This is a genomic window from Chloracidobacterium sp., from assembly GCA_016720705.1.
Lineage (GTDB): Bacteria > Acidobacteriota > Blastocatellia > Pyrinomonadales > Pyrinomonadaceae > OLB17.
The window spans coordinates 1,554,109-1,570,840 of the sequence record JADKKB010000007.1 but is presented as its reverse complement, the minus strand read 5'-3'; the positions used below and the strand labels follow the sequence as shown (position 1 = coordinate 1,570,840).

The window sequence follows — 16,732 nt, the reverse complement described above, 5'->3', positions numbered from 1 at the left end:
TTCTTAAAAAATGGGCACTTTTCCGTCCACAGCCGGTGTGGAAAACTTGTGGATAAATACCCCAAACTGCGGATAACTTTTACCTGCCGCCGTTTTCCACCGATCTCCACAGGCCGATATCGACGCCTGCTGCGGAAAAGTGGAAAACTATTTCTCAAATAACTGATAAAATTGAACTTAGAGTGATTTTGCGAATCTCTAAGTTGTGGAAATCGATCCACTGAAAAAACCGTTAAATAGTCTTTAATTAGCTGCAAAGACTGTCAATTAACTCGCTGACGCTCTTGTGGAAAACGCGATCGTCACGAGTGAGCGTTTCTATCTTGTCGACCGAGTGCATTACGGTCGTATGATGCTTGCCGCCGAACTCGCGCCCGATCTCGGGAAAGCTGTGACGGGTCAGCTTTTTACACAGATACATAGCGACTTGACGCGGTACCGCGATCGCCCTCGAATTGCTCTTTGACTTAAGTTCCTCGACCGTCATCTGGTAATGTGACGCTACCGTACGAGAGATCCTGTCCATCGTTAATCCCGCCGGATGTTCACTGTCGATAATGTTCTTTAGAGCCTCTTGGGCCAACATCTTTGACAGCGGCAGGCCCTTGAGCGATGCGATCGCTACAAGTCGTACCAGCGACCCTTCGAGTTCGCGGACGTTGCTCTTGATCTTGCCGGCCATAAAGATCGCAATGTCGTCAGGTAGGTGAAATCCGTCCAGGTCTGCTTTGCGTTTAAGGATAGCTACCTTGGTTTCAAGATCCGGCGGTTCGATGTCAGCGATCAACCCCCACTCAAACCTCGAATGGAGCCTTTCTTCGAGGGTTGGTATCTCACGAGGCGGACAGTCACTCGAGATCACGATCTGCTTCTGATTGTTGTGCAGGGTGTTGAATGTGTGAAAAAACTCTTCCTGCGTCCGCTCTTTACCGGCCATAAACTGCACGTCGTCCATCAGCAACACGTCGATCGATCGATATTTGTCACGGAATGCCGGCGTCTTATCAAAGCGAATAGCATTGATAAGTTCGTTCATAAATTTTTCGCTGGTGATGTATGCGACTCGCAGACTCGAATTCCGATGCCGGATCGAATGTCCGATCGCGTGCATTAGATGTGTCTTGCCAAGGCCTACGCCGCCGTATATGAAAAGCGGATTATATGTCGTTCCCGGTGCTTCGGCTGCCCCTAACGCCGCCGCGTGAGCAAACTGATTGCCGGATCCTACAACAAACTTGTCAAAAGTATATTTAGGGTTAAGAGTTGTATCGATCGGATCCAATTGGCGAAAATTGGTCGTCACCCCGTGGATCACCGGCCGCGGCTTAGGTTCAAAATACAACTCCTCGCTCGACGGTCGCTCAGCCTCAACGACTTCGACATCAGGTGCAGTCCAAATTATCTTATAGCCTGATAGATTTATCTCTTTTAATGATTCTTGCAGAATTTCCGAATAGAACTTTACGACCCAGTCGATCGTGGCGTCGCCGGCCGACAACCGTAACTCGCTCGAATGTGGGTCGAGTTCCACGAATCTGATCGGTAAAAACCATGTGTCGAATATCTGTGGGTTTAGCCGTTCTCGGACGAGGCCAAGAATGTCATCCCAAACGGTGTTTTTTTCCAGAATCAGTTCCAAGGATATACTCCAAAATGCGCTTAAGAGGTAACAGGTTTTTATTCAAATTTCCGTTTCGCGAATTTGGTCACAAATCGCTGATCAAGAAAGCCCGTAACGGTATGAAAGTCTTTCTGTTTGCGAACTTTGTGCCTGCTCTTTTCGCTAGCGGCTCGGTGCGTTTTCCACAATGTTTTCCACAGGTGTGTGGAAAAAGTGCTTAAACTCTAAAGTAAAGCTTCAAGTCTTTTATTTTCAACACTTTACAAGAACAATAATACTCAAAACGGATATCAGACTAACACGAAAAATAGGTGAGCGCAAACGGAATTCCACAGGTTTTCTAAAAGGTTTTAACGCGGATTTAACACCCTTTTATAACAAACAGTTGACTTGATTTTCGTTCGGTTAAGGGTTAACTTTCATAAGCATTTTTGAAATAAAAATCGCCTAAAAATGATAAAAAAAAATCAAAAAAATTCAACCCCACCATCGCCCACACCGGGCGACATTGCAAATACTCTCTCAAATGCCTGTGAAGGCCTTTATTATGTCAGCGAAACCGACGCTGAGATCGTCCCATTCGTCACGGATGAGATCAAAGATATCAGCCGGGAGAGTATCCTTCAGTATTCCGGGGCAAACTCGTCGTCCAATATTGAAATCGTCGAGCAAGCGACATTCTTTACGAAATTGACCCAAATGAAGGATTGGTTCGGGCCGGCAGATATTGCTCGTGCCGAAAGATTTTTAAGATTGCAACAGTTACTACTCTCACAACTCACGGGAATCAAGGTGTATCGCGTCGGCACTGTAAGGATAGATATCATTCTGGCCGGACACGACAAGAGCGGAAATGTCGCCGGTATCCGGACAATTGCAGTAGAGACATAAAAGCGGGCCGCCTGATCAAGGACAGCCCGCAAATTGTGTGCAAATTTTGAGTGCTCACTTCGAGCTGACGCTGCTGGCACCAGATCTCTTGGTAATGATCGATGCGGGTGTTCCGCTATACTCGACGCGGCTCGCTCCTGAGATATCAGAGTTGAGTTCGCCCGTGACGCTGACGCCGACATAGCTGGCACCGCTTGCTTCGACCGATGCGTTGACAGCTTTGAGATCATCGGCGTGTACCTTGGTCGCACCGCTGATATCTACGTTAAGCTGAGAGGTTTCGCCCGAAACAGACACCTTTGACGCACCGCTTGCGTGAACGGTGACAGCATCATTGTTGACGCCGCTAAGCGATACTTTGGCGACACCGGAAACGTCGAGTTTATCGATGTCCGGAGCGGTGATGCGTACGCGGAGCGAATTTGACGATTTTATCTTGCGGTCAGTCTCGATATAAAGTGTGTCTCCGCGAACCTCGGTCTCGATATGTGAGAGGAGATTGTCATCCGCCGTGACCTCGACGCTGAAAGTATTACCCGCAACCACCTCGACCTCGAAAATACCGCCGACATCTACACACTTGAAGCCGGCAAGGTCACGCTTTTCCGTGGCAACATTGCCCGAACCGTGTACGCCGCCAAATTTAATCGAAAAATTCGCAAAGTCACCGCTGATGCGGCCGAACGAGAACAAATTGGATGCGACCAGGCCGACAACAAGTGCAGCCGCGAAGATCATAATTCCTACTTTTTTCATAAGTGCCCTCCGAATAATTATTAACCGTGAAGAATAACGGTTTTACTAAATGGAAAGTTCGCAATAAGTTCTATTCGTATCTGAGCGACTCGATCGGGTTAAGCCGACTCGCTCTGATCGCGGGCATTACGCCGGCTAAAAACGCGATTGCACAGACGATCGCCATCACCAAGGCCATTGACGGCAGTGTAAAGACAAAAAGTGTGAATCCTTCGAACGAATCGGCATAAGCTGTGATGAGCACCTTATTTGCAATAATGCCGACGACAATGCCGCCGAGCGTTCCCATTAAGGCTCCCCAAAATCCGATCAGCACCGATTCGAGCGAAAAGACCGCAAAGATCTTACCGCGTCCCATACCGAGTGCTTTTTGCAGGCCGATCTCTCGGGTGCGTTCGAGTACCGCTATGACGAGAGTATTGATGATGCCGAATGACGCGGCAAGCAGTGCGATAAAGGCAAACAAGCTCATACCGATCTTAAAGATGCCGATCGCATCATACGTACGCTTTTGCGTATCGGCGATCGTATCGGCCTCAAAACCCTTTTCGTCGAGTGTTCGCTTTACCATATCGATCTTGGCCGCGTCATTGGTCGACATTTGAATCGTAAAGCCGGGATATTTGTCGGCACTTTCACCCGTTCTCTGGCTGATATAAATGGTCTTTGCTGTCGATGTATCGACAAACGAATTATAGTTCGTCATAAATCCCTTGGTCGCGACGCCGACGATGCTCAGCGGCATCGTCTTGATAGCACCATCCGCGGATCTATACGCTACGGTCACGGTCTTGCCGATAAGTTTTCCGATATCTGCATCCCATTCGCGTGCAAGTCCGACCGGAATGACGATCTGGCCAGTTCCGCTGATCGAAGCACCGACCTCAGTTTTTTGCGTAATGCCCTCGCTCAAGACGCCAAGCTCCAGTTTGTATTTCTTCTGGCCGTCGAGCGATATGTACTCACCGTCAATACCGTATCGCGGCGTGATGCCCTTGACGCCGTCAAGTCCGCGGATGGCCGTTTCCATTTGAGCGACTGTCAGCAGAAACGTGTTCGGGTCGAAATCGTCAACCGAGTTCTCGGCCGGCGAGTCCTTGTATTCCTCGGGAGCTCCGGCCTTGGCTCCGCCCGGCGGTTTTTCGGACTTTTTGCGAACCATAATGACGCGGTCGCTCTCGATATTTTTGACCTGACTCTCGACATAATTGCGCATACCGTCGCCGAGCCCATTGGTCATCGTCAACGTGAATGAGCCGACAAAGATCGCCATAACGGTCAGAAAGGTTCGTAATTTATTTCGGAAAAGATTGCGGTTTGCGGTACGGATAAGATCCCAGATCTTCATTATGCGTGTGCCTCCCCACAGCGTTCGGCAACTATGCGGCCATCTCTCATTTCGATAATACGGCCGCAGCGTCGGGCGAGGTCGTCATCGTGAGTGACGATGACGAGCGTGATGCCCTTTTCGCGGTTTAGGTCGAAGAGCATCTTTTCCACGGCCGCTCCGGTGGACGAGTCGAGATTTCCGGTCGGTTCGTCGGCGAAGATGACCTGAGGTTTGCAAACTAAGGCTCGCGCGATACAGACACGCTGCTTTTCGCCTCCCGAGAGGTCCTTGGCACGCTTACCCGCTTTATCCGCCAATCCAACGGCACCGATGGCCTCGGCGGCGGCGGCCGTGATCTGCGCCGCGGCCGTCCCTCGGATCCGCATCGGTAGCACGACGTTTTCAAAAACGGTGTCGCGTCCATTAAGGAAAAACTGTTGAAAGACAAACCCGAATTTTTCATTTCGGAGCAGGTTCTTTTGCTTTTCGGACAATGCAGAAGTGTCGGCGCCATCGACGGAAACACTTCCGGCGGTAGGTTGGTCGAGACACGCAAGAAGGTGCATCAGCGTCGATTTGCCACTGCCGGATTTGCCGACTATGGCGACACACTCGCCGCTCTCGATCCGCAGATCGATGTCGGTCAGTGCGTTAAAATCGACGCCATCCCCCGAATAGGTTTTTGATAGATATTTTGCTTCTAGCATAAGGACATAGCCGGTAAACGAACGTCGAACGCCGTTCCAGATAACCTTACGCCGGAAGGCTGGAAATGTTCATAGAAACTGGAGACCAATGCCGCCGACGCTAAGGCGACTTTTTCTCAGCGTCCGGTTTCGGGACGGTGGTTGCCTGCCACGCAACGACCTGCCATTTACCCTTTCGCTTGATGAAAGTTCCGGTGTTGAGGTGATTTGAAACGGACTTGGATCCGTCCGAACGCAATGTGGTACCGACGAGCCTGAAAGCGATAACGGCCGCATTGCCGTATTGCTGAATTCGGACGTCCTCGGCTGTGTAGGTGGTGACGGGCTCACCTGCATTTGCTGCAGGGGCTGAGCGGACGCCTTTCATCAACTCGGATTTTCCGATCCTTGACCCGGCCGAACGTGTGTAGATGAGATCGTCGGCCCAAAATCTATCGTGGACCTCAACATCGTTACGGCCGGCACCGGCTAGAAACTCGTTCAAAAGACCTGTCAGTACGGGAGCATCTTTTGCGGTCTGTGATAGAGCCGAAGCCGACATTGACAGAACCAAGCAGGCAAAGATGAGCAATCTTTTCATTAGAATTTTCCTCTTGCTACGCTTAACTTATAGCCTATTTTGCGTAGAAGTAGAACTGGATCGCCTGTGCAACGCCGATCAGAAATCCGAAAAGGGCTCCGAAGAGTTCTATCGTTCGCAGGTGTTCTTTAGCGACCGACATCACCAGGGACTCTAGCTTTTCGGCCGGATAATTATGGATCTTTTCGCGTACAACGCCGCCGACATCAAATTCGGCGACTGCGTCGGGCAATTTAGCGTGAACCGCCGCGATGATCGCATCTGTGAGAGTTGTGCTGGCATCCCGCACTTTTTCCTCGCTGATATGATCGCCAATGCGTCCGATCGGCTGCGAAAGGAGTTTGTCGATCTGGCCGGCCAGCATTTCGTTGATTATGTGCGCCGTTTCTTCGCGTGCAAGTATATCGAGCAGTCCGCGGGAGAGCATCGATTTTAGTTTCTCCTCTGCCTCAGGGTGAATCGTCCTGAGGATCGAATCGATGCTGTGCGGCCTGAGGCCTTCGAGAGCCTCGTTGATATAGGAGGTGATACCGCCGATCATTTCGTCGCCGCGTATAAGGCCAAGCACGGAACCGGCGACCTGTTCCTTTAGGCGGTCAAGTTGCTCCGGAGCGATCGCTCCGATCGCAACTGGCAGTGGCTTGGCGAGAGCATTGTCGATGCTTGAACCAATGAAGTTGCGAGCCTCGTCGGCGAAAAACTCTCCGCGCAGAGTTTCCTCTATCCGTCGCGGTAGGCTCTCGTTCACAAGGCTGTCGACTTCGTGAAGAAGGTTTTCGCGCGACACGAATATCTTTTTGTAGAACGGTAGATTCTCGTAGTATTCGTGTACCTCTTTTTTGATCAATGCCCCGATCTGGTTCCGCGTGCGTTCCGATGCGGCAAGTTCGGTCAACTGGCGGATGGCCGGTTCTACTTGTTCGTTCGCTTTTTCTTTCAAAAGAGCCACTGCATCCTGCGTAAAAAGCTCACCGAGCGGAGTTTCGGAACCTGCGAGGTCATTTATTCGTCGCCCGATGAATTCGCGTATCTTGTTTTCAAACGACGGTGCCTCGACCGCCGAACGTATACGCTGTTCTAGAAATGACGTTATTTTACTAAAAGCCTCATCGTCAATTACTTCAGAAACTCTCTTGCTGAGTACGTCATCGACACGTCGGGTGACGAAGGAACTGATCGCGGCAGTCGACTCGCTACTTTTCAGAATTGCCGTGATGTGTTCGGACAATCGTAGTTGAAGCCCGGAGATGGCGTCGAGGATCGGTTCTCGTACATTCTTCGGCAATGTTTCGATGATCGACGGGTAGTTTTGTGAGAGTAGCTCTGAGGTGTATGTATCGACTACGTTCTGTATCTTTCGGCGCAGAAAGTCGTTTCCGGTCAATTGTTCGATTATCGTGTCGTGTGAGACCAGTTCGTCGCCGACGGCCTTGCCGATAGCATTTGCCAGGCGGTCACGGTGCCGCGGGATCATACCTTGCGGAAATACCGTGATCCCCAGGACCCTGACCGGATTGCGAGGCCTGAATAACATCCTCACCGCAAGCCAAGCCCCGGCGTAACCGTGAGCGGTCGCGAATACGATCAGAAGTGCGATCTGAACGTACAGATTCTTAAAGATCGGTTGAATGTTGTTAAGTAGATCCTGCACGTTAATTAGATACCGAGCTTCTTAAATCTTAAAAAACCTGAAATCCTTTTGACCTCAAACAGAACTCGGCAAATTCCGAAAGCCATTCGTGGCCGACACTGTAATTTTTCCACTGCTCGTCTCCGTCCCGGTAGAGTGTCTTGTCGTCGGGAGCGTCGGTGATCGTCAGATCGGCAAAAATTCGTTTATTCGGTTCAAGCCTTGGCAATATTCGGCTGCGGATCCGTTCGCCGAGTTCGTGAGCGTCCTCGAGAGAGACCTTAACGCCGGTTCCGGCATAGGCCATTTGCCTGATAGCTCCATCGCCGATCACATCCAGACTCTTAATGACCTCAAGCGCCGCTTTCCATTGCCATACGTTGGCTAGGATCTCGAAGTTCTCCGAACCCATATCGATCAATGTAAAACTCATATATATCCCCCAAGAAATGCTAATCGTGTTGGCGTCCAATAGTCAACGAGGTTTTAGCGAAGAGATATGGAAAAGAAGTAGCCAAGCGAATATAATCTCTCTTATGACTCAATCGATATCATATGCGGACGCCGGCGTCTCGATCGACAACGCGAACAAGGCGGTGGCAAAGATCCGCGAATATGCACGCAGCACCTTTAACGAGCGGACACTTACCGAGATCGGCAGCTTTGGCGGTATGTTCGCCGGGGCGTTTCCAGATATGGCCGAACCGATACTCGTTGCTTCCGCCGACGGAGTTGGGACAAAGCTCAAACTTGCGTTCGAGACAGGTATTCACAACACGGTCGGGGCTGACCTCGTTAATCACTGTGTCAACGACATTCTGGTGCAAGGTGCGAGGCCGCTTTTTTTCCTTGATTACTTCGCGACCGGCAAGTTAGAACCCGATACCACCGCCTCGGTTGTCGAAGGTATGGCCCGTGCCTGCCGCGAAAATGGTTGCGTGCTGCTCGGCGGTGAAACGGCGGAAATGCCGGATTTTTACCCGCCGGGTGAATACGACCTCGCCGGTTTCATTGTCGGCGTCGTCGATAAGCCAAAGGTGATCGACGGCAAATCGATCACGCCCGGCGATGTCGTCCTCGGCATACCGTCAACAGGTCTGCAGACAAACGGCTATTCGCTCGCACGCAAACTTTTCTTCGAGATCGGCGGCTACACGCCAGATGCGTACATCGATGAACTCGGCACAACCGTCAGCGAAGCCTTGCTCGCAACGCACCAAAGCTTCCTCCCGCAGATCGGCCCATTGTTGGATTCCGGCGTCATCAAAGGACTCGTCCACATCACCGGCGGCGGTTTCCTCGAAAACATCCCTCGAATATTACCCGATGGCGTCTCCGTCGAAATAACCCGCGGCACCTGGCCAGAATTACCAATATTCAGTCTGATGCAGCGGCTGGGAAATGTCGATGAAAAAGAGATGTTCCGCACTTTTAATATGGGGATCGGCATGGTGCTGATCTGCGCAGAAGATACAAAGATGGTGGTAAAAGCAGAATTAGAAAATATTTACGAAATAGGGAACGTGACAATTGGGAAAAAGGAGGTATCGATATCTTGATAAAAATTCTATTTCCGACCCTTATCTTAATGATCATCCTCTTGACGTCGGCTAAGACTCAAGCGCAATTTATGACTGTTGAACTCGCCACGCCCTACGTATCGTCGCACCCAACGGCAATCGTAGTGGACCCAAGTGATTCACCTATTCCTGGTGTCTTGGTAAAGCGAATGAACGCGGGTTGGAAAAAGGAAATCGAATCAACGAAAACCAATGGCGATGGGCGGTTTAGATTTAAGAGATACGGATCAATTCCATACTATCTTGAGATTACTTGTCCTGGGTTTCAAGTAATGCATGTCAAATTGAAAATTGTTCGGAGGAAAACGAAAGTTCCGCGAATTAGGATCGAGATCGCAACTTAGTCTTAGTTATGGGAAATAGCGGACGGAAACTGCTAGCGACAAGTTGATGGTTCGGACGAATCGTACACGACGTCTTGATCAGAACAATCAGACGATCTCGAAACGGAAGTTCTTTGTGTAAGGCCGTTGAATGTTTACGCGGAGTCGAGAGACGCTACAATCTAACGGGTTGTTTGGTGCTATTACTTTAGAAGATCAGCCAACACGAAGGCGATCCGGCTTGAAAATTCAGCCAGTCGTTTACTGTCCGCGTTCTGCTCATTTGTGCATCTGGGATCATCAGAATCTGCTCGGTTAAGGTTGGCATTCATCCACACATAATAAGTCCCCTTGCGAAATCGGATCCAAGCCCGACCGCATCGGTCCGTTGTGATTCCCTGTTCTCCCAGCCCTTCGACAAATAGCCACGGTTTAGGATCCGGGAAATTCAAATCAGATTTCAGCATGTCCTCGGCCTCAACGGATGTTGAGAGGTCTACTATGTTGATTGAGACGATCAAATCGTTCTCTGTACATAACGGGTCAATAGCGGCCCAAGGGTATCTGGTTGTATGATACCCCTGAAAACACCTAAGGTCTGGATCGACAACTCCGATGCGATTCCTGAATGATTCGAACGTATCCGCCATTGAAGCTAATCGTCTGTCTAGCTCCTTTTCCCAGCTTTCTTGTTCCGCTTTCCTTTTCTCCTCATCCTCCTTTTCAAAATACAACAATCGAAATCGCCCACGATCGAATGAATACACGTACATTCCCATGCCTTTGTCAGGGGCCTCGGGACGACCTATAAAGGCGAAGAGTCGACTATCTTTCTTCCAGGAAGGATTATCGCCCTTGTCGAGGAACGGCATGCCAAAGGCAGTGTTGCCTACGGACGTAAATGGCGGGAAAAACACCTTGCCGGTTTTAGCATCGATAACAGCCATAGAAAAAACGCCAAGGCCGGCACCCCAGGTGACTAACGTATATCTGCCCGCGAAATTTGGACCTTCCCTAGCTCCTTGTCTCAATACCGTTCGGTACATTCTGGCTCGTTTGCTACCCAACAAAGGGCGGACAGGCTTGCCTTTATAGACATCGCTCTTCGACACAGGGTAGTCCTCTGGAAGAGGTTGTTTACGTTCGGCAGAAGCCTGAAGAGACAGTAGAATTAGTGATGCGAAAATCACGGAGAGGACACGAGGTGTAGTCGAAAGGATATTGCGTGTCTTTGTGGCCATCGGTGTAAGCATCTCCTAAATAGAACCAACAAAGTGGAGTCCTTAGTCAGATAGTCATTCACGGACGATCAGATGATCTCGAAACGAACTTTCTTGCCTAGTGCGTTCGCATATTTTTTGAGGGTAGAAAGCCGCATGTCTCCGGCGTGATTTTCGATACGTGAGATCGCTGATTTTTTGGTACCCATCTTTTTTGCGAACTGATCCTGTGTCAGTTCAGCCTGTTCTCGGGAAAGCTGGAGCAGAACGCCGATCTTGAAATTTTCGTAGCCCTCGTCATAGCCATCGGCAAATTCTGGGTCGGTCTTTTTCCTATTTGCAATGTATTTTTTTAGGTCACTCATCTCTTTCTACTCAAATATTCTTTCTTTCGCTTTTCCGCGAGAGCTATTTCCTTCGAAGGTGTCTTCTGAGTCTTTTTTGTAAATCCATTTGTAAGGACGACTAGGTTGCCTTTGTCGAAAAAGCCAAGCAGTCGGAATATGTCTCCACCAAATTCAATCCTTACTTCCCAAATATCCTCGGTGCCCACCAGTTTTTGAAGAATTGCTTCGGCACCAATTGAAGATCTTCTACGGCACTCAACACCCACGTTATCTTGTCAGCTTGCTTACCGGTTAGAGAGTCGAGAAAAACTTCGACAGGACAGTCGCCGTTCGGCAATTTGTAAAAGATCACTTCTCGCATTCAAATGTTAACAAATATGTGAACCTTTTTCAATTGTTTTATTGATGATGGTTCTAAAAAATCTATCGTTTCACCATACTATCAATAAATTGTGTGGCAAAATGGGAACGAATATGTCGGACAGTTTATTCGAATCACACGCTAAGCGAAATAATAATTACAAAATCATCGCGATCGGGGCGGCGGCGTTAGTTATCTTTGTTGCATCGGCTTACGGGCTATACGTTTACAGCATTCCGAAAGGGCCGAACCCGGAAGAGGAATTGGCGGTCGAGATACGTAACAGTATGGTACTATTGCTTGACTACCAAACGTTTTCGGGCGAAGAGTTTCGGCAACAGTTGCTCGGTAAGGGCAGGCTGGAAAAATATAAGATTGTCATCGACGAAGCGATCTTTACCTATCCAAAGTCGAGCGACGAAGAGTTTCTAGAGTTTGTTAACAAGCACTTTTGGGACATTACAAAGGTCGAGTTTGGTACCGAGGCCGATGGCGAACTGAAACTTGCTGACTACAAGGTGACTGCCTCGGATCCTTTTGGCCGCCTTTTCCGCACGACGCGTGGAAACATCCGCATCGATCACAGACAAACGCTCAGTTTTCCATTCAGAAAGGTCTCATATTCGCCAACTCTCGAAGAGATCAAGAATCTTACAAACAACTCGCAGGTTTACGGCGGGCGTATGATCACGCAGGTGCCTGAGCGCAGCTTTTCACCGACCACCATCTTTGCAAACCACGGCATTATGGTCGCAAAGCCCGGCGAACCGTCGCTCAAGCGATTAGCAGACGAGATCACGCGCGACGCCGGCACTGACCGTTACGCAAGGATCCAGTCACTTGTAGATTTTGTGTCGAACGAGATCGAATATAGTTACCGCGAAGCTCTAAGCCGCGGCGAAACGCTTAAACGCGGCGACGAGACGCTGATGACCCGCAACGGCGACTGTAGCAACAAAACTATCTTGCTTGCCTCGTTGCTCGAGCAGATTGGCGAGGACTATTTGCTGTTATACACGCCGCGACATATTACTGTCGCCGTGCCGCAGGGCGAATTTGTAAATGCGAATAAGCTCGATTTTACTTGGGACGGCAAGCCTTGGCTGATCGCCGAAACGACCGTTCCTGGCTTTCAGGTCGGAATAACTATGGTCACCGAGTCACGCATTCTCACCAAGGTCGAATACGTCCAAAACCCGAAAAACTCAGGTGTCATTTTCGACGCAAATTCGTACGAAGTACTCAAGTTCCTGTAATGAAGATCGGAATACTAATCTCAGGCCGCGGATCCAATATGGTGGCAATCGTGGACGCGGTAAACAGCGGAGAGATCGCGGGAGCGAGGGTTGTTGTCGTTGTCAGCGATAAGGCCGACGCTGGCGGAATCGAATTGGCTCGTGAACGCGGTGTCGAGACGGTCGTTATCGAACGACGTGGACGCGCTCGTGCGAAACACGACGCTGAGATCATCGCTGAACTCAAGTGTCGCGGCGTGGAACTCGTCTGCCTCGCGGGTTATATGCGACTATTGTCGCCCTCGTTCGTTAAAGCATTTCCCGGCCGGATCATCAATATTCACCCGAGCCTGTTACCGGCATTTCCGGGGCTTGACGCTCAAAGGCAGGCTTTTGAGGCAGGTGTGAAAACGACGGGTTGCACGGTCCATTTCGTCGATGAACTGCTCGATCACGGCGAGATCATCCTTCAAAAAGAGGTCGAGGTGTTGGCCGACGACACCGTCAAAACGCTCTCGGCAAGAATACTTGAGCAGGAACATCCGCTCTACGTCGAGGCGTTAAAATTGATAGTTTCGCGGATGAAACCGATTGAATAACCTCAATGAGTACAGAGGTCACGGAGATTGCAGAGAAGTGGGATAGCCTCTGCTGACCTCTTATCGAAGTCTGTTTAGAATGTGAGAACTCTCCGGCACAAGATATTGTAGTTATTTTGGTCATTTACGGCTTATCGATACATCATACGCGACTGCGTCCAGCCTGCCATAAATCGTAGCTGAAGTGCCCGTATTTATTAGGTTTTAGTTTTTGACATCAGGGCACTGACTCGCGTAAACTCTAGGTTTTCACTTTTGAGTGAAATGATGGAGAGTAATTATGCCGAAGAGAACTTATCAACCGAACAATCGCCGCCGGGCGAAAAAGCACGGATTTCGCGCACGTATGGCGACCAAGAACGGCCGCGCAGTGATCAAACGCCGCCGAGCCAAAGGACGCAAGCGATTAACGGTTCACCATTATTAGGCCTTTCGTTGCCGAAGGATGAGCGTATGCGAAAGCGCGCCGATTTCCTTCGTGTTTACGATCAGGGCAGACGCTTTGAAGGCCGTTTTATGACGGTTTTCATTTTGCCCCTTGATCAGGACACGCACCGATTAGGTGTGACGGCGACGAAAAAGGCGATCGGAAACGCCGTAATGCGAAACCGTGCCAAGCGCCTTTTGCGTGAAAGTTTTCGGTTGAGCCGTGTCGAACTCGATGCTATTTCGGTAAAATTCGATTGGGTTTTGAATGCAAGGCGCAGCCTGCTGTTTACAAAACTTGATAAGCCGCTAGCTGAATTTAGGGCGATCGCGGCAAAGGTAGCCGAAGGCGAAAGTAAAAAGTAAAAAGTAAAAGATCAGACGGAAACTTTGCTTTTGCCTTTTTTCTTTTGTCTTTTTTTCTTTTGCAGATGAAGTTTTTGGTTCTAGATCTTTTGGGTATTTATAAGGCGTTTCTATCGCCGTTTCTGCCGCCGGCGTGCCGTTTCGAGCCAACGTGTTCGGATTATGCTCGTCAGGCCGTTGAAAAGTATGGCGCATTACGCGGAACTTGGATGGGTCTAACGCGTATTTTAAGATGTCAGCCGTTTTGTAAAGGCGGGCACGACCCGGTGAAATAATGGAAAATTCCGGTAATCAGAGTCAATCGCGTTTCTTGATCGCGGCCGTGCTATCGATGGTCGTACTTTTTGGTTGGTCATACTTTTTTGCACCAAAACCGCCGGCTGGCGATGCAAATACGAACGCCAATGTCGCCTCGAACGCTAATATTGCGGCAGCGACCCCAACGCCGGCCCCGGTGGCTCAGACGCCGGCTGTTACGCCTGCCGCGACCACGCTCGACACGACACCTAATCGTAAGATCACGATCAAATCACCGCTTTACGAGGTAACACTCGACTCAAAGGGTGCTCTTGCCACGAGTTGGATCATTCTTAAGAATGATTCGCCGAAAAGCCAATTTCCTGTGTACGCGGACGGATCTAACGAGGCGGACAAAAAGCCAATGCAGCTCATCTCGCCTGAGGCTCTGGCCCGAAGCCCGCAGGAAGTGCCGTTTAGACTCAGCACTGACGATGCGGCGGTAAATGATATCGTAAATGGCCGAAATTACGCGATCTCAACGGCCGAAGAAACGGTTACACTGGCTGTCGGACAGGAAAAGCAGATCGAGTTTACGTTGACCGATGCCTCAGGCGTCGAGGTTAAGAAAAATTTCGTTTTTAGGGGCGACAGCTATATTGCCGATCTCGGCATCAGCCTTAAGAAAGGCGGCGAGAGCGTACCGAATCCAAAATTGCTGATCGGTGCAAGCATTGGCGATCACGCCATCAATAATCACAATTTTTACCATATCGAGTCAGAAGCTGTTGCATCGATCAATGGTGATATTAAGCGTCACCAGGGCAACTACACATTCGTTTACGACGCGAACGGGCAATCGTCATTGACGGACAGCGGCACGGTCGACTGGGCCGGCGTCGGCGATGCTTATTTTGCAATGGCGGCGATACCTGCGACACAGGTTCAGGGACTAGAATATCGAGCCGCAAAATATGACGTCCAGACAAAGCCGTTCTACGATAGCATCTTTCAATGGGTGCTTCGCAACGCCAAGACCAGCGAAACTCGGCATCTCGTAACCGTTTATATGCCGATCACGGCGGACGGTTCGGTGACCAAGATCTTTACGGGAACCAAAGACTATTTTCTGCTGTCGTCGCTCAACCAACCGTTGTCGGATCAAGTCGGACGTCCGGTCGAGATCACAAACCTTATCAATTTCAGCAACTATTGGTGGCTCAGATGGCTAACAAAACCGCTTTCGATCCCGATCCTTTATGCCCTTAATTTCTTTAACGGGCTAACGCACAACTACGGCATCGCGATCATTGTTTTCACTTTCCTTTTCTATTCGCTTCTGTTTCCGCTCAGATGGTCGCAGTCCAAGTCATTTAAGAAAGCTTCTGGCAATGCGCCGAAGATGAAGGACATACAGGATAGGATCAAGGATATGCAGAAGAAGGGCGTCCCGACCGACGACCCGCGAATGCGTGCCCTGCAGATGGAGCAGCTTAAGCTGACCAAGGACGCTTTGCCGATCGGCGGATGTCTTCCGATGCTTTTGCAGTTTCCGCTACTGATCGCTTTTTACACGGCCGTAACGGTGTCGCTTGAGGTTCGGCAGGCAACATTCTTGTGGCTACCGGATCTATCTGCTGCAGATCCGTGGCATCTGCTCGAGTTTGCATTTGCGATCTCGATGGTTCTCTCGATGAAGTTCACGCCGACTGCCGCGACGGTTACGTCCGAGCAGCAGATGCAGCAGAAGATGATGACCTATCTGATGCCGGTGATGATGTTGTGGGTGATGTGGTCGGCCCCGTCCGGATTATTACTTTACTGGTTCTTTGGAAACATTGTCAGTTTTGGCCAGCAAATGGTGATCAACCGTTTGAACAAACCGGCCGTACCGCCCGGGACCCAGATGGTCGATTCCGTTCCGGTAAATGCTAAGAAGGTGAAGTCCAAATAACTCGCCGATCGCCGGCCTAGGACGCAGATCCGGACTTTTTGAAGAATATGAGTGAAATTTGTGAAAATGCCAAGGATTTCCTGTCCGGTCTTGTTTCTGATATGAAGTTTGACCTGACGGTGACCTCAACCTGGAACGACGAAGGCTGTCTGATAGACCTCAGCGGCGAGGATTCTCACTTTGCCCTAGCGGAAAACGGTGAACTGCTGGATGCGTTTGAGGTCCTGCTCTTTCAGGTTTACGGCCGCGAACTGGATCGTGAGCATCGTTTTGTCGTCGATGCGGAAGGATTCCGACAGACTCGCAAAGCCGAGTTGCACGCAATGGCAAAATTTGCGGCGGACCAGGTTCGTAAAAATGGCAAGCCATTCACATTTGGCGTGCTCAATTCGACCGAGCGGCGGATCATTCATATGACCCTGCAAAAGGAAGAAGATCTATTTACTGAGTCGGTCGGTGACGGCCGCGATCGACGCCTGCAGGTGCGGTTGCAGTAGCAATACTGCAGCAGATCTTATCAATGGGCACAAGGCGAGTTTCGATCACTTGCCCTGTGCTCTTTGCTTTTT

General features: G+C 50.0%; 18 protein-coding genes and 1 pseudogene. 9 read left to right on the top strand and 10 right to left on the bottom strand.

Annotation, left to right across the window (positions count from 1 at the left end):
• Positions 1-247 precede the first annotated feature (247 nt).
• Positions 248-1,627 (bottom strand): chromosomal replication initiator protein DnaA, encoded by a 1,380-nt coding sequence (gene dnaA / locus IPQ00_14210; GenBank protein ID MBL0241716.1) that lies wholly within the window; start codon positions 1,625-1,627, stop codon positions 248-250.
• Between the two features lie 447 nt (positions 1,628-2,074).
• Between dnaA and IPQ00_14205 the strand changes: the two genes are divergently transcribed.
• Positions 2,075-2,512, top strand: a complete 438-nt coding sequence (locus tag IPQ00_14205; protein MBL0241715.1) for a hypothetical protein — start codon at positions 2,075-2,077, stop codon at positions 2,510-2,512.
• 54 nt (positions 2,513-2,566) lie between these two features.
• Here IPQ00_14205 and IPQ00_14200 read toward each other — a convergent pair whose 3' ends face one another.
• From IPQ00_14200 to IPQ00_14175, 6 genes are all read right to left on the bottom strand, one after another.
• The gene (locus IPQ00_14200; GenBank protein ID MBL0241714.1) at positions 2,567-3,268 is read right to left on the bottom strand and encodes a DUF2807 domain-containing protein; all 702 of its coding nucleotides are present in this window, start codon (positions 3,266-3,268) and stop codon (positions 2,567-2,569) included.
• Between the two features lie 70 nt (positions 3,269-3,338).
• A complete protein-coding gene (locus tag IPQ00_14195; protein MBL0241713.1) occupies positions 3,339-4,616 on the bottom strand; it encodes an ABC transporter permease in 1,278 nt (425 codons plus the stop codon).
• Entirely contained in the window at positions 4,616-5,305 is a 690-nt protein-coding gene (locus IPQ00_14190) for an ABC transporter ATP-binding protein (GenBank protein ID MBL0241712.1), read from the bottom strand. The genes IPQ00_14195 and IPQ00_14190 overlap by 1 nt, the downstream gene beginning before the upstream one ends.
• A 100-nt stretch (positions 5,306-5,405) precedes the next feature.
• A complete protein-coding gene (locus tag IPQ00_14185; protein MBL0241711.1) occupies positions 5,406-5,885 on the bottom strand; it encodes a nuclear transport factor 2 family protein in 480 nt (159 codons plus the stop codon).
• Positions 5,886-5,919: 34 nt separating this feature from the next.
• Positions 5,920-7,536 (bottom strand): DUF445 family protein, encoded by a 1,617-nt coding sequence (locus IPQ00_14180; protein ID MBL0241710.1) that lies wholly within the window; start codon positions 7,534-7,536, stop codon positions 5,920-5,922.
• Positions 7,537-7,564: 28 nt separating this feature from the next.
• Positions 7,565-7,948, bottom strand: a complete 384-nt coding sequence (locus tag IPQ00_14175) for a hypothetical protein (protein MBL0241709.1) — start codon at positions 7,946-7,948, stop codon at positions 7,565-7,567.
• A 103-nt stretch (positions 7,949-8,051) separates the two neighbouring features.
• Here IPQ00_14175 and IPQ00_14170 point away from each other — a divergent pair, with 103 nt between their 5' ends.
• A complete protein-coding gene (locus tag IPQ00_14170) occupies positions 8,052-9,074 on the top strand; it encodes a phosphoribosylformylglycinamidine cyclo-ligase (GenBank protein ID MBL0241708.1) in 1,023 nt (340 codons plus the stop codon).
• A 547-nt stretch (positions 9,075-9,621) separates the two neighbouring features.
• On the opposite strand, the gene IPQ00_14165 is transcribed toward IPQ00_14170, so the two are convergent.
• From IPQ00_14165 to IPQ00_14155, 3 genes and pseudogenes are all read right to left on the bottom strand, one after another.
• Positions 9,622-10,659: a hypothetical protein gene (locus tag IPQ00_14165; protein MBL0241707.1), complete on the bottom strand. Its 1,038-nt coding sequence runs from the start codon at positions 10,657-10,659 to the stop codon at positions 9,622-9,624.
• A 68-nt stretch (positions 10,660-10,727) separates the two neighbouring features.
• A complete protein-coding gene (locus IPQ00_14160; protein ID MBL0241706.1) occupies positions 10,728-11,003 on the bottom strand; it encodes a helix-turn-helix transcriptional regulator in 276 nt (91 codons plus the stop codon).
• Positions 11,000-11,346 (bottom strand): annotated as a pseudogene (locus tag IPQ00_14155) (type II toxin-antitoxin system RelE/ParE family toxin). Before IPQ00_14155 ends, IPQ00_14160 begins: the two are co-directional and overlap by 4 nt.
• Positions 11,347-11,459: 113 nt before the next feature.
• Between IPQ00_14155 and IPQ00_14150 the strand changes: the two are divergent.
• The 7 genes from IPQ00_14150 (at position 11,460) to IPQ00_14120 (ending at position 16,660) form a co-directional block, all read left to right on the top strand.
• Positions 11,460-12,602, top strand: coding sequence for a transglutaminase domain-containing protein (locus IPQ00_14150; GenBank protein ID MBL0241705.1), 1,143 nt, complete (start codon positions 11,460-11,462; stop codon positions 12,600-12,602).
• Positions 12,602-13,180, top strand: a complete 579-nt coding sequence (locus IPQ00_14145; protein MBL0241704.1) for a phosphoribosylglycinamide formyltransferase — start codon at positions 12,602-12,604, stop codon at positions 13,178-13,180. The genes IPQ00_14150 and IPQ00_14145 overlap by 1 nt, the downstream gene beginning before the upstream one ends.
• A 280-nt stretch (positions 13,181-13,460) precedes the next feature.
• Positions 13,461-13,607: a 50S ribosomal protein L34 gene (rpmH, locus tag IPQ00_14140; GenBank protein MBL0241703.1), complete on the top strand. Its 147-nt coding sequence runs from the start codon at positions 13,461-13,463 to the stop codon at positions 13,605-13,607.
• A 26-nt stretch (positions 13,608-13,633) separates the two neighbouring features.
• On the top strand, positions 13,634-13,972 hold the full coding sequence (gene rnpA, locus IPQ00_14135; protein MBL0241702.1) for a ribonuclease P protein component: 339 nt from the start codon (positions 13,634-13,636) through the stop codon (positions 13,970-13,972).
• A gap of 65 nt (positions 13,973-14,037) precedes the next feature.
• A complete protein-coding gene (gene yidD / locus IPQ00_14130) occupies positions 14,038-14,247 on the top strand; it encodes a membrane protein insertion efficiency factor YidD (protein MBL0241701.1) in 210 nt (69 codons plus the stop codon).
• Positions 14,247-16,163, top strand: a complete 1,917-nt coding sequence (gene yidC / locus IPQ00_14125) for a membrane protein insertase YidC (protein ID MBL0241700.1) — start codon at positions 14,247-14,249, stop codon at positions 16,161-16,163. The genes yidD and yidC overlap by 1 nt, the downstream gene beginning before the upstream one ends.
• A 47-nt stretch (positions 16,164-16,210) precedes the next feature.
• Positions 16,211-16,660, top strand: coding sequence for a hypothetical protein (locus tag IPQ00_14120; protein ID MBL0241699.1), 450 nt, complete (start codon positions 16,211-16,213; stop codon positions 16,658-16,660).
• Positions 16,661-16,732: the final 72 nt, after the last annotated feature.

Coding starts and splice junctions, on each gene's coding strand:
- IPQ00_14205 (MBL0241715.1), top strand. CDS start 2,075: ATGATAAAAAAAAATCAAAAAAATTCAACCCCACCATCGCCCACACCG.
- IPQ00_14200 (MBL0241714.1), bottom strand. CDS start 3,268: ATGAAAAAAGTAGGAATTATGATCTTCGCGGCTGCACTTGTTGTCGGC.
- IPQ00_14195 (MBL0241713.1), bottom strand. CDS start 4,616: ATGAAGATCTGGGATCTTATCCGTACCGCAAACCGCAATCTTTTCCGA.
- IPQ00_14190 (MBL0241712.1), bottom strand. CDS start 5,305: ATGCTAGAAGCAAAATATCTATCAAAAACCTATTCGGGGGATGGCGTC.
- IPQ00_14185 (MBL0241711.1), bottom strand. CDS start 5,885: ATGAAAAGATTGCTCATCTTTGCCTGCTTGGTTCTGTCAATGTCGGCT.
- IPQ00_14175 (MBL0241709.1), bottom strand. CDS start 7,948: ATGAGTTTTACATTGATCGATATGGGTTCGGAGAACTTCGAGATCCTA.
- IPQ00_14170 (MBL0241708.1), top strand. CDS start 8,052: ATGACTCAATCGATATCATATGCGGACGCCGGCGTCTCGATCGACAAC.
- IPQ00_14165 (MBL0241707.1), bottom strand. CDS start 10,659: ATGGCCACAAAGACACGCAATATCCTTTCGACTACACCTCGTGTCCTC.
- IPQ00_14160 (MBL0241706.1), bottom strand. CDS start 11,003: ATGAGTGACCTAAAAAAATACATTGCAAATAGGAAAAAGACCGACCCA.
- IPQ00_14150 (MBL0241705.1), top strand. CDS start 11,460: ATGTCGGACAGTTTATTCGAATCACACGCTAAGCGAAATAATAATTAC.
- IPQ00_14145 (MBL0241704.1), top strand. CDS start 12,602: ATGAAGATCGGAATACTAATCTCAGGCCGCGGATCCAATATGGTGGCA.
- rpmH (MBL0241703.1), top strand. CDS start 13,461: ATGCCGAAGAGAACTTATCAACCGAACAATCGCCGCCGGGCGAAAAAG.
- rnpA (MBL0241702.1), top strand. CDS start 13,634: ATGCGAAAGCGCGCCGATTTCCTTCGTGTTTACGATCAGGGCAGACGC.
- yidD (MBL0241701.1), top strand. CDS start 14,038: ATGAAGTTTTTGGTTCTAGATCTTTTGGGTATTTATAAGGCGTTTCTA.
- yidC (MBL0241700.1), top strand. CDS start 14,247: ATGGAAAATTCCGGTAATCAGAGTCAATCGCGTTTCTTGATCGCGGCC.
- IPQ00_14120 (MBL0241699.1), top strand. CDS start 16,211: ATGAGTGAAATTTGTGAAAATGCCAAGGATTTCCTGTCCGGTCTTGTT.